The organism is Blautia sp. HCP3S3_D9 (genome assembly GCF_052063845.1).
GTDB lineage: Bacteria > Bacillota > Clostridia > Lachnospirales > Lachnospiraceae > Blautia_A.
This window is the reverse complement of sequence record NZ_JBQHWS010000004.1, coordinates 1-12,790: the sequence shown is the minus strand read 5'-3', so window position 1 is coordinate 12,790 and position 12,790 is coordinate 1. Positions and strand designations below refer to the sequence as shown.

Below are 12,790 nucleotides of genomic sequence, written 5' to 3'. Positions count from 1 at the left end.
GTATATTTTTTATTTCACTTTAACGTTCTGTATTCTTGCATGGTAATCCTGTCATCCAGAATTTTAAGAATGATACCGGAAGCATATATGATTCTTTCCATATTTTTCTTTAATGCTCCTATCGTAAGGATATTCGTTTCTTTTTCAAAATCCACAAATTCTACACCATATATTTTTCGGATTTCCACACAGATCATTTGTGCAGATGTTCCGACTGGTAAATATAACAAGAAAAACCTTTTTTCCATTTTTCACACCCATTCATTAACACTCGAAAAACAGTGCATTTATAATTCGTTTTTTTGCCAAATGCACTGTTTCTCTATTTTATTCTGTCACAGAAATATTCCCGGATAATGCAGAATCATATAATTTCAGATCTACATTTCCATCCGCTGAATCGACAATATACATTTTCACAAGTGGAAGTATTTTATCCATTGTTTCCAGTAAAAGTCTGTATTTCGTTGTATCTTCCGAATATATTTTTGAATTATTTTTATATTCTGTCAGCATACTTAAAAACTTCTCAGTATCACCAGTTGCTTTTGCAATCTGTTCTTCTTTATATGCTTCCGCATTAGATATCAATGCACTTGCGTCCGCTCTGGCCTGAGGAATCAGACTGTTATAATATCCATTTGCTTCATTGATAGCTGTTTCTTTTTCTTCTTTTGCAGTTGTTACATCCAGAAATGCTGCTGATACTGTATCCGGCGGTACAATTTCCTGAATATTAAATGCTGTGATCTGAATTCCCGTATCATACCTGTTCAGTTCTTCCTGTGCAAATTTCAGTATCTCATTCTGTGCAGCAGTCTTTTCTGTACTTAAAATATCATCAACCGCTGTATTTGCCATCAGCCTGACAAGTGCTGCCTCGACACTGTATCTTACCAGCTGTTCATTATTTCCATTTACATTATAAAGAAATTTTGCTGCATCACTGACTTTATAATGAACAATTGCCTGTGTCGTTATAATATTTTCATCTCCTGTTAAAAGCTGAATCGCCTGTGGTTCTTCATCTGGCTGGTGAATATGTTCCGGCAGTGACATTCCAACATCTGCTCTTCGAACTTCTGAGACATTAACCTTCTGTACTTCATCTATTGGCCATGGAAGCCTGTAATGCAGACCTTCTCCTACAGACTGGCTGCTGATACTGCCAAATCTTCTTACAACAGCCTGTTCACCTGGATTTACTATATAAATTCCTGTCAGAAAATAGATTGCGACAATAGAAATCCCCATAATACCAATTATCTTTTTAGGATTAATATGTCCGAATGCACCCTTAAGATCTTTTACCACTTCATTTTCATGCGGCATTTTAATTTTCTTTAATCTGGAGCAGAATCTCTTTTTCTCAGGTTTTTGTGTTTCATCACTTTTTGAGGTGGATTTTATTCTTTTTAATGGTATTTTCATTCAGCATTCTCTCCTTCCGCCCCATCTGTGCTTCCACTTAAATATTTTAGTATCTCTGCTGTTGACGGCAAAATCAGTGTTGTGTTACCATCTATTGTTTTCTCATAAGTTTCCAGTGTACGGATAAATTCATAAAACTCAGGATCTTTTTGGTATGCTTCTCCATAAATCCGAATGGCCTCCGCATCACCTTCACCTTTAATCTGCTGTTCCTGCTGATATGCCTCCGCAAGAATCAGCTTTTGTTCTTTTTCTGCATCAGCACGTATTTTAGCTGCCTCTTCACTTCCTTCTGCTCTGTATTTCTGCGCCATCTGCTCACGTTCAGCACTCATTCTGTCATAAACACTCTGCTTGTTGGCTTCTGGAAAATTTAATACACGAATCTGTGCATCCACAACTTCAATGCCATATTCTGCTGCTTTTTCTTTGGCATAGGTAACAGCATCTGTTATCACCGTATCAAGCTGCAGTTCTTCTGCATTGGTATTTACCAGCTGGTCCAGATTGTACTTGCCAAGCTGGACACCCAGACTGGAAGAGAAAACATCTGTAAGTCTGGCTTCTGCTCCGATCTGATCTTTCACCGTTTTCAGATACAAAACAGGATCTGTTATTTTCCATGCTCCATAATAATCTAATGACACGCTTTTCTTATCTAATGTCAGAAGTTCTATGGAATTAGTCTGATATACCTGAACTCTCTTATCCAGCTTCTGCACAGACTGAACCGGATCTGGAAGTTTTACTTTCAGTCCAGGATTTTCACTTACATTTACAGGATTTCCGAATTGCGTTACAACTGCATATTCAGTTACATCCACTTTATATACCATTAAAGTTGCCACAAAAAGAATTGCTATAAGCCCTGTTCCGATTACTACTTGTTTAGGTATTTTTCTCAATTTGCATTATCCTCCTGGTTTCCTGAATTTGTATTATTTCCAATCCAAAGTTCTGCATTATTCACATTTACATCCGCACCAAGCAGAAGTTTCTGTGCATCCGGAAGTACTTTTTCCATCGCTTCCAGATATAAACGGAACTTTGTTACTTTTTTCGATTTAGAGTACGCATTTTCTTTTTGGGCAAATAAAGCAGCATCTCCTTTGGCTGTCTGAATTTTATCTTCTTTATAACTTTCAGCCTCTGACACAATCTTATATGCATCAGCATTTGCCTGTGGTACTATCGTATTTTTATAAGACAGTGCTTCATTTATGTAAATGCTCTTATCCTGCCTTGCAGTCGCAAGATCCTGAAAACTGGATAATACACTTTCAGGTGGATCAGCCTGGATAAGCTGAACATTCACAATCTCGATTCCTGAGTCACTCTTGTTTAATGTCTGACTGAGTGAATTCCTGGCAGCAGTTTCCATCTGTTCTTTACCATCTGTTAAAATATCATCTATTTTACTGGTTCCGACAATCTGGCGAATACTTGTTGACGCAGCTGACTGTATCAGGGTATCTATATTATTCACATTTAGTAAATATGCCGTTGCATCATTAATTCGATAATGCACTGATAAATTTATATTTACCAGATTGGTATCTCCTGTAAGCAGTTCCTGAACGCCTGTTTCAACTCTCTGAACTTCACCTGTATTTACGATTGAAACTTCTTCAATTGGACTGGGTAGTCTGTAATGAATGCCAGGTGAAACATCCCTGGTAATTCTTCCAAATCTTCTGACTACACCTTCCTCATCCAGTTTTATGGTATAGATTCCAGATAACAAATATGAAATGAGCATTACAGCACACATACCTGCTGCCATCTTTTTATTTTCATGAAATCCATGATTATGATGTCCATGTTCTTCCACCGCATCCGGGTGCATCAATGCCCGAATATTTTCGGTTAAAATTTCATATCCGGAAATCATCAGAAGAACCATTGCTACAATAGCTGCCAGTTTATCCAGATCCGGCATTCCAAACAAAGAACCAACTACGCCCACTAACACGGCAATCCCACAATACATATCCATTTTGGAATGGTATCCATCTGCTTTAAGACTTTCCGATCCGGTCTGCTCGCCAACATAAATCTTGTACCGTGCCATAAAATAATTAATCACAACACCGACAAAAGCTCCGGCTGCAACAAACGGAACATATTTTAATTCTGTCTGTTCTCCACTGAGTGCATCAGATAAAATCTCAATTCCCATATAAAAAATGAATATTGATACAAAAATTGCCAGGATATGTTCCATTTTTCTTGATATATTTCTTGCTTTTTCTCCACAGAATCTTGCAATCATAAGTCCTGCAAATACAACACTTGTTACAAATAAATCGGTGAAAGAATGGTATGCATTTGCCGCAAGACCAATACTCCCCGAAATATCTGCGAGAAAGAATCTCAGGATAATCAAAATGATATTTGCAATGATTGTCACTAAAATTGTTTTTTCTTTTCTTCCCATCATTAATTACTCCTATGTCTCTGTTAGCATCTTTTTCAGGGTTCTGTCATAAATCTTTAGATCCGCATCATTTAGGATCTGTTGTGATAACTCTTCTGAGAGTTTATCATGTGCCTGTTCATTTAAATGACTTTTTATTGCATCTGACAGTTCCTCTAATGGTTTTAACTCTTCTGCAGATTTGCTTCTTACCAGCAAAATATAAAAAGCATTCTGGTATTCGATCACATTACTGAATTCATTTTCATTTAAAGAAAACGCTGCTTCAGCAAGTGGTTCAGCCAAATGATTTTTGTAGATTTGGCCCGTTATCTGTCCACCATTCTCAGCTGAAGTATCTTCAGAATATTGTTTTGCCACTTCAGCAAAATCTTTACCTTCTTTTAATAACCCATATGCTTCTTCGGCAGAAGTCTTTGCCTGCCCTTTCTTTTCGCCATTTTCTCCCTGACTGATCCAGATCAGACTCAGCTCTACAGAGGCCGGTGTCACCAGAGATTCTTTATTCTCTTCGTAATACTGTTTGATCTCTTCCTCTGTAGGTTCATCCAGATTTGTATCTACTGTTTCCTGGTGCATCACCTGATAAAGATACTGAACCTGAAGTTCTTCAAAACTGTGGCTGTTTTCTCCATCATCCGCACCATCAGTACTTTTTTCCAATAACAATTCTTTGGCAATCATCTGTTCTACCAGTTTCTTTTTTTCCTCAAAAGTAGAAAATTTGGAACGATATTCTTCTGATAATTCCTGAAATTCTTTATAAAAGTCACCCAGTGTATAACGTCTGCTGTGAACCACAAATAAAGTGTCATTTTTTCTTGTTGTATATTCTTTATCTATATTTTCCTGTAACAAAATGTTCTCAATTTCTTTTGTTACCTCGGATAATTTTTTTACCCCTCCTTCTTTTTTCTGATTTACTTTTATGATACTAATACTTCCATCTTCATTTTCTATCGGTTCGCTGATTTCACCTTCTTTCATAGTGGCAATTGTTTTTCCCAGTTCTGTATCCGAAGACAGGTCTATCGAATTTTTGAATACCTTCTTATCTTTGCCAAAAGAACCTGCTATATTTTCGAGACTTTCTCCGGAACGTATTTTTCTTACTGCTTCTGTAGCAGTATCCATCTTTCCGTCCGCAATTTTTATTTCGCTGTAATCCGCAGAAGCAGACGTTTGATATTTTTCTTTATTCTGTTCATAGTAATCAGAGATTTCTTCTTTTGTTGGTGTATTAACTTCCAATACGTCATAATTCACCTGTAATCCTGATGTTTTTTTCAACTCCTCAAAGTATGTTTCAAAAAAACTTCCATCTTTTTCAGAGGCAAGTGTCTTTCTGATTTCTTCTTCTGACTCATCCAGGCTTTTTCCTTTGAATTTATCCTGATTTTCTGAATAGTACTGCTGAACTTCTGTCTTGGAAATTGACTCAGGAGATACATTTTCTTCATGAAGCTGCGACATATACTGTTCAACTGTTGCATCGTTCAACAGATCTTCCATATTATGCTGAACTTCTTCCCTGCCAGTGATTCCCTTTTCTTTGGCCCAGTTTAAAATCATTTGTTCAGAAGCCATTTTAGATACCATTTCCTGATATCCTTCTAATGAATCTACAGGATGTACTTCGCACTCTTCCGTTGCATCACACTTTGAATGGTCATAACCATGTGTTGGGCATAGCATATGCTCTCTTTCTTTTGCACCTTCTACGGCAATAAAATTTTTTAGTTCTTCTATTGTTATTTTCTGCTCATTATAAGTTGCGACAACATCCGGAGCCGGTGGCTTTGGCTCCTGTAACACTGGCAGGCTGTGATATATGCCCAGTGCCGCCCCGCCCAGAGCCATTGCTCCAAATACCCCCAGTGGCCATCTCCTTCTGGTACGTCGTTCTGGTACAACCATTACCTCATGTTCTGGTTCTGACTCTTCCTCCTCGACGGATTCCATCATTTCACCATGCCCCGGCACTTCTTCCTGCTTATCTTTAGTTTTTTTCTCCTTTTTCGTATTTTTAAATCCCATAGCATGTAAAAAGTCCGACAGCACTGTTTCTGATTCTATCTCGTTATTCAGATCACCATCCTTTCCCTTTTGTTCCAGTTCATTTTCATCATCCTGTACCCGCGGTATTTTGTCATTTTCTGCCATTTTACATTCTCCTGAAATGCCTAAATATTTTGCAGGCACAGTATAAAGAAAAGTTATGGGAAAATTATGGGGATTTACAGAAAAAGTGGCAGCCTGCGCTGCCACTCCCTTTGTCGGATCACCATATATTCTATAATTCACATATATGTTCCAGACCTGTATCAATAATCAGGCGAACATGTTTATCTGCAAGACTGTAAAATATCAGTTTTCCTTCCCGTCTCCTCTTTATTAAGCGGTGTGCTTTTAGAATATTTAACTGATGCGATACGGATGATTCTGACATATCTAGTTCTTTGGCAAGACAATTTACACATGTTTCTTTTTCGTGGAGGGCAAGTAAAATCCTGATTCGTGAAGTATTTCCAAAAATTTTAAACAGTTCTGCTACAGAATACAGTTCATTTTCATTCAAATATGAAATCCCCCAGTTATCCAATATATTCTACAAATTCTTAACATGTAAGGTTCTGATTGCATTTAAAATTGCAAGAACCATTACTCCCACATCTGCAAAAATCGCAAACCACATATTCGCAATACCTAATGCGCCAAGAATCAGGCAGGCAAATTTTACTACTAAAGCAAAAACAATGTTCTGATATACGATTCCAAGACATTTTCTTGAAATTCTGATTGCTTTTGCGATCTTGATCGGATCATCATCCATTAAAACAACATCTGCAGCCTCAATGGCAGCATCACTTCCCATTGCTCCCATTGCAACTCCTATGTCGGCTCTGGAAAGTACCGGAGCATCGTTGATGCCATCACCAACAAATGCAACCTTTCCCTTTGTTCCTTTTCTGGATTCCAGAATTTTCTCAACTTCGTCAACTTTGTCTCCTGGCAGAAGTTCACTGTGTACTTCATCAACCCCAAGATTTGCAGCCACCTGATCTGCCACTCGTTTTGCATCTCCGGTAAGCATGATTGTCTTTTCAACACCTGCTTTTTTCAGAGCCTTAATCGCATCTTTTGCATGTGGTTTTTCCACATCCGAAATTACAATGTGACCAGCATAACTTCCATTTACTGCAATGTGGATTATGGTACCTACACTATGGCAGTCTGAATAAGAAATACCCAGTTTTTTCATCAATTTGCTGTTTCCGGCTGCAACAGATGTTCCATCTACCTTTGCCAGAATACCATGACCGCTGATTTCCTGTATATCACTGACACGGTTCCTGTCAATTTCTTTTCCATATGCGCGCTGCAGACTCTTGCTGATCGGATGGGAAGAAGAGCTTTCTGCCAGTGCTGCATACTCCAGAAGCTTTGCTTCTTCCATTGTGTTATGATGAACGCCGTTTACTTCAAATACACCCTGTGTCAAAGTACCTGTCTTATCAAATACTACAACCTTTGTTTTTGACAGAGTTTCCAGATAATTAGAACCTTTTACCAGGATTCCTTCATGGCTTGCACCACCAATTCCGGCAAAGAAACTTAACGGAATGCTGATTACAAGCGCACATGGACAGCTAATTACAAGGAAGGTTAATGCTCTGTAAATCCAGGAACCCCATTGTGCCGGAAGTCCCATGAACAGACTTCGAACAACCGGCGGTAAAATTGCCAGTGCCAGTGCTGCGATACAAACTGCAGGGGTATATACCTTTGCAAATTTTGAAATAAAATCTTCTGATTTTGATTTTCTGGAACTGGAATTTTCTACAAGCTCCAGAATCTTTGATACGGTAGATTCTCCAAACTCTTTTGTTGTTCGAATCTTAAGGACACCCGTCATATTGATACATCCACTGATCACTTCATCTCCGATATTTGCTTCTCTTGGGAGGCTTTCACCCGTCAGAGCGCTGGTATTCAGTGAAGAATTTCCCTCTGTTATGATTCCATCCAGCGGAACTTTTTCGCCCGGCTGGACAACAATAATACTGCCAATTTCCACTTCATCCGGATCTACTTTTTCCAGTTTTCCGTCTTTTTCAATATTCGCATAATCCGGACGGATATCCATCAGCGCACTGATGTTGCGACGGCTTTTTCCAACGGCATAGCTCTGAAACAATTCACCGATCTGATAAAATAACATAACAGCAATCGCTTCATTATAATCACCGCTTTTTTCATAAATAGCCAGTGCGATCGCACCTACCGTTGCCACTGCCATCAGAAAGTTTTCATCAAAGATCTGTCCATTAATGATTCCTTTTATCGCTTTTCTTAAAATGTCATATCCAATGATCAGATATGTGGCCATATAAAGTGCCATCCTCGGCAAGCCACTAATCGGAGCCAATGAAAGTCCGATTAACATTGCTGTGGCTATTAAAATTCTGATCAGCATAGTTTTCTGTTTTTTTGTCATAATGTTGTCCCACCTTTTTATTGAACATATGATTATTTTTTCATATATTATTTGAAATATACGCCCCAAAATATATCCTATTCCGGGGCGATTTGGTTTTATAGTCTTTATTAACTTTCAGGAACAAGGGAAACTTTTATCTATCAGATAAACACTTCACAGTCAGGTTCTACTTTTTTGCAGGCTTTCACAACACTTGCCATAACTGTTTTCGGTTCCTGCCCTTCTTCAAATTCTACGATCATTTTCTGTGTCATAAAATTAACCGTTGCATTTGCAACTCCGGCAGTTTTCTTTGCTGCATCTTCCATCAGGTTTGCACAGTTTGCACAGTCTACTTCAATCTTATATGTTTTCTTCATAAATAGAAAACTCCTTTCTTTTATTCAAGTATTAAGCACTTGTTTATTTGTTATGATTGTAGTATAATCGCATCATAAAGGAGTGTCAACACACTTTGGTTTTCTTCTTCCAAACAGAACCAAACATCTTCCAAATGGAACAATCTCAAAAGAAAAGGAGCCTGATTATGACATCTGAATTTCATTTACCCCATAACCATGAGGAAAAAAATGTGGAAGAACTTCTTCCTCAGCTTTCTAATGCAGAAAACTTTGGAGCTGCTGCCGATATCTTTAAACTTCTCGGAGACACCAGCCGTTTACGTATCTTCTGGCTGCTATGTCACTGTGAAGAATGTGTCCTCAATATTTCTACATTGATGGGTATGACAAGCCCGGCGGTATCTCATCATCTGCGTCTTTTAAAATCAAACGGTCTTGTAACCAGCCGGCGAAATGGAAAGGAAGTCTGCTATAAAGCATCCGATACAGAACAGAGCCGCCTGCTGCATCTGAGTATTGAAAAAACACTTGAAATAACCTGTCCATCCAATACACGCTAAAGAAAAGAGGTTTCAATTTATGGCTGTATATGATCAGAATTTAATTTCACAGGAATTACAGGATATTCCATATGGAAATATAAGGATTGTAGGAAAATCATCTTTAAATACAGATATCTTTCCACAAAAAATAAATTTTCAATCCAAAATAAATGGCACAGGAAAAGCAACCATTCTTCCACTCTTCCCCGGATGTTTTATGACTTTTTTTACTTTCCGGGCAACCAGTCTTTCCGGATATCATCCGGCATATGAAGCTCTGATCCAGATTGATTTTTGTCAATATGGACGTTTAGAATGGGAACTGGAGCATTCCAGCCATATTTATCTTGGCAGCGGGGATCTGTCTGTTCATCGTATGGATAACTGTGTACACTCTACTCTTTGTTTTCCTTTAGGTTACTACAAAGGTATCTCCCTGTTCATAGCTCCAGAATATCTGGAACATACACTTTCTGAATATTCATTAAAAAAAGGTATTTCTGATCTGTCCTGGATTACTGATCTTTGCTATGATAAAAATTTCTCTGTCTTTTCAGGAAATGAGCAGATCGGACATCTTTTTTTCGGTATTGATAAAATATCTTCTAAAATCCAGAACGATATATGCAAGTTAAAAGTTCTGGAACTTTTTTTATACCTAAGCACACTCCCTGATTCCCATGCAAAAACACCTTCCTCCTATCCGTCCGAGCAAACGGAACTGATCAAAAAAATACATGAATATATGATGCAGAACCTTGGAGAACGAATCACAATCGACCAATTATCCAAACAGTTTCTTGTCAATACCTCAACATTAAAAGAGGTATTCAAGGCAGTATATGGTGGTTCCATTGCCGCACATATGAAAGAACATAGATTTAAAGAAGCTGCCAGATTGCTTAAAGAAACAAATGACAGTGTCTCCCAGATTGCCAAATGTGTTGGATACGAAAGCCAAAGTAAATTTTCTATTGCTTTTAAAGAAATATTTCATGTATCGCCATCTGAATATCGGAAAAGGTAAATATCATTCAGACTCTTTAAACAGTCATTGACATCTTCTACTTCAGATGGTATTATCGCTAATAGTTGAACAACTATTCAACTTAATACAAAGAGGTTTTATCATGAATAAATATTATCCAGATATCGACAGGTGTGATTGTTCCAGCATTCACGAAAATGTTGTTTCAGCAGTCCGTCAAAATATGGGGGACGAAGATAAGTTTTTAGATTTAGCAGATACTTTTAAAATTTTCAGCGACTCTACAAGAGTAAAAATATTATATGCATTAATGCAGGCAGAAATGTGCGTATGCGATATTTCCGTATTACTTGGAATGTCTAAATCCTCAGTCTCTCATCAATTGCGTATCTTAAAACAATCAAATTTGGTTAAATATCGAAAGGCAGGAAGAGTTGTTTACTATTCTCTGGCTGATGAACATGTAAAATCAATTTTTAACGAAGGCATGATTCATGTATGTGAACAACCCCGATGACAGGGATTATGTTGTATATATTTTATATGCAGCATATCCCTTACTTTACCGCTTAATAGTTGAATAATTGAACAACTATAGTCAAAATAGTAATCACATAATTGGGAGGAAAAAGATGTATAATCAAAATCAGTCATATCAAAAATTAGAACAAAATTTAATTGATGTCATTTTAGAAGAACAGGCCAAACTTGGATACAGAAAAGAGGCAATCCAGTTATATTATCCGCTTGGCTCATTAAATCATTTTTTCAACAGCAGTGATTCTGCAGATAACATGGAAAAGAGGCTTAATAATTTTCCTGCTTTTGTAGCCAACAGGTTCGGAATTATCAGATTCTCTCACGAAGGTGACCGCTTCTGTTTTTATCTTGCACCGGAGGCATCGGAATACGTCCATCAGAACAAGGGAGAAAATGTATTTATATTTGAACTTGTAGGGCTGTTGCAAGAAGAAACTACAACGCTCAACAGTGTTATTACTTTTTTTAGAAAATGGGACAGCAACTGCATTGTAAAAGAAATGGATAATGGCGAATTTGATGTCCTTATTATGTTTATTGACAGAGATGATCCTTATTATTACTGCTTTAAAGACGAAGGATGCCATGTCATATATCACAGATTTCTTCCGGCAGATTATGCGGATTTTGGATTTTGAAATTTATGAAATATCTATCTATTTTCTGATTTCCCATATTTTTACCACATTATTATTTTATTCTTATCCCTGCAAGTTCAAAAGATGCCGTTTAAACCTCCGGGTACCCAATTTTTTAAACGGCATCGTCTAACAACAATTCTGTTATAGCAGATTTATATAGATATCTCCCCTTTTCCAGACAGGCATATAATAATGCTTTGTCTGGAAATTTGGTTTTAAGCAAAGAAATCTTATAATATGGCTATCAATTAATCAGCCCATAACCCATAATTGTATTGTCATTTATATTATAATTTCTCTGGGCAACCATATTGCTGGTGTTTCCTTCTACTGTATAAATGACATTTTCCTCTGTTTTCTCCACGATTCCCACATGGTCTGAGGTTCCGTCCCCATTCCAGTCAAAAAAGATCAGGGTTCCAGGTGCTGGCGAGTATCCCCGGCTCTTCCATTTTCCCTTACTCTGGAACCAAGCAATTCCATCATCGCACAGGGAAAACTTCGGCATCTTGCCGCTCTCGATCAGTCCGGTCTGATCTCCACACCAGCTGGCAAAGCAGGCGCACCATGCCACATGACTGTCAAATCCATACCACGACCAGAACTTCTGGCCTCCTTCGTTTCCAAGCTGGGTAAGTGCCACGGATACGATCTGGCCGTTACCTCCAAACAGGCCGGCAAACAAGCCACCACTGGAATAATACCGCAGGACATGTGGAACGTACTCTGGATCTCCATAAGCACTCCACCCATGCGAAGCTGCCTGCTCATTAGAAAACTGCAGGGCATTTTCTGCACTGTAGCCGCCATACTTCCGTATTGCCCACGTTATGTATCCGTTGCCGTAGTTATATCCTTGCAGGGACAGTTTCAGCTTATCCATATCCTGTGGACTGGTGCATCCGGCTTCCTTCAGGCAGTCCGCATAATACTGGATTCCTACCTGTATGGAATAATCTGCATCCTGGATGGCATTGGGGCTGTTAGAGTACCGGGTGTTGTATGGGCACTCACTGCTCTGCATGGGATCGGTTCCCCGGCCGCCGGATTCCTGCATCATGATCGCCTGTATCACGGAAACGTATTCGGGGATTCCATATTGGTTGGCATATTTCTGGATGGTTGCAGTGTAGGAAAGGACTTCCTGGCTGAGTGCTTCGTTGCTCTCTGAGCTTCCAGAGAACGCCGCACCGCCTATGATTCCGACTATGATGACCAATAAAAGAACGATCACTGCTCCGGCGGCTCCCAGTGCAGCCACCATGGACTGTACGGTTTTCGCTGCCGCTTCCACGGCGGCCCTGGCTGCCTTGAAGGTATTCTCCCCTGCCCTTGCCCTTTTCTGTATCATGCGGACTCACTCGGAAGT

General features: G+C 38.7%; 12 protein-coding genes and 1 pseudogene. 4 read left to right on the top strand and 9 right to left on the bottom strand.

Annotated elements, in window-relative coordinates:
* Positions 1-14 precede the first annotated feature (14 nt).
* From ACTNES_RS01805 to ACTNES_RS01770, 8 genes are all read right to left on the bottom strand, one after another.
* A complete protein-coding gene (locus ACTNES_RS01805) occupies positions 15-230 on the bottom strand; it encodes a hypothetical protein (RefSeq protein ID WP_441038416.1) in 216 nt (71 codons plus the stop codon).
* 97 nt (positions 231-327) lie between these two features.
* Positions 328-1,431 carry an FtsH protease activity modulator HflK gene (gene hflK / locus ACTNES_RS01800; RefSeq protein ID WP_441038415.1) on the bottom strand — a complete coding sequence of 368 codons (1,104 nt, stop codon included), beginning with the start codon at positions 1,429-1,431 and terminating at the stop codon, positions 328-330.
* Entirely contained in the window at positions 1,428-2,336 is a 909-nt protein-coding gene (gene hflC, locus ACTNES_RS01795; RefSeq protein WP_441038414.1) for a protease modulator HflC, read from the bottom strand. The genes hflK (ACTNES_RS01800) and hflC overlap by 4 nt, the downstream gene beginning before the upstream one ends.
* Positions 2,333-3,871 (bottom strand): FtsH protease activity modulator HflK, encoded by a 1,539-nt coding sequence (hflK, locus tag ACTNES_RS01790; RefSeq protein WP_441038413.1) that lies wholly within the window; start codon positions 3,869-3,871, stop codon positions 2,333-2,335. The genes hflC and hflK (ACTNES_RS01790) overlap by 4 nt, the downstream gene beginning before the upstream one ends.
* 9 nt (positions 3,872-3,880) lie before the next feature.
* Positions 3,881-6,031, bottom strand: a complete 2,151-nt coding sequence (locus tag ACTNES_RS01785; RefSeq protein ID WP_441038412.1) for a peptidylprolyl isomerase — start codon at positions 6,029-6,031, stop codon at positions 3,881-3,883.
* A 130-nt stretch (positions 6,032-6,161) separates the two neighbouring features.
* Complete coding sequence (locus tag ACTNES_RS01780) at positions 6,162-6,446, bottom strand: ArsR/SmtB family transcription factor (protein ID WP_270339489.1); 285 nt, start codon at positions 6,444-6,446, stop codon at positions 6,162-6,164.
* A gap of 30 nt (positions 6,447-6,476) precedes the next feature.
* On the bottom strand, positions 6,477-8,366 hold the full coding sequence (locus ACTNES_RS01775; RefSeq protein WP_270339487.1) for a heavy metal translocating P-type ATPase: 1,890 nt from the start codon (positions 8,364-8,366) through the stop codon (positions 6,477-6,479).
* A 143-nt stretch (positions 8,367-8,509) separates the two neighbouring features.
* Positions 8,510-8,728, bottom strand: coding sequence for a cation transporter (locus tag ACTNES_RS01770; RefSeq protein WP_270339486.1), 219 nt, complete (start codon positions 8,726-8,728; stop codon positions 8,510-8,512).
* A 167-nt stretch (positions 8,729-8,895) separates the two neighbouring features.
* Here ACTNES_RS01770 and ACTNES_RS01765 point away from each other — a divergent pair, with 167 nt between their 5' ends.
* The 4 genes from ACTNES_RS01765 to ACTNES_RS01750 all read left to right on the top strand — a co-directional run bounded on the left by ACTNES_RS01765 (position 8,896) and on the right by ACTNES_RS01750 (position 11,418).
* On the top strand, positions 8,896-9,270 hold the full coding sequence (locus tag ACTNES_RS01765; protein WP_270339485.1) for an ArsR/SmtB family transcription factor: 375 nt from the start codon (positions 8,896-8,898) through the stop codon (positions 9,268-9,270).
* A 19-nt stretch (positions 9,271-9,289) separates the two neighbouring features.
* Positions 9,290-10,279: a helix-turn-helix domain-containing protein gene (locus tag ACTNES_RS01760; protein WP_441038411.1), complete on the top strand. Its 990-nt coding sequence runs from the start codon at positions 9,290-9,292 to the stop codon at positions 10,277-10,279.
* Between the two features lie 103 nt (positions 10,280-10,382).
* Positions 10,383-10,757, top strand: coding sequence for an ArsR/SmtB family transcription factor (locus tag ACTNES_RS01755; protein WP_441038410.1), 375 nt, complete (start codon positions 10,383-10,385; stop codon positions 10,755-10,757).
* 115 nt (positions 10,758-10,872) lie between these two features.
* Complete coding sequence (locus tag ACTNES_RS01750) at positions 10,873-11,418, top strand: DUF3877 family protein (RefSeq protein ID WP_441038409.1); 546 nt, start codon at positions 10,873-10,875, stop codon at positions 11,416-11,418.
* A 247-nt stretch (positions 11,419-11,665) separates the two neighbouring features.
* On the opposite strand, the pseudogene ACTNES_RS01745 reads toward ACTNES_RS01750, so the two are convergent.
* A pseudogene (locus tag ACTNES_RS01745) lies at positions 11,666-12,778 on the bottom strand (lysozyme family protein); the annotation flags it as partial.
* Positions 12,779-12,790: the final 12 nt, after the last annotated feature.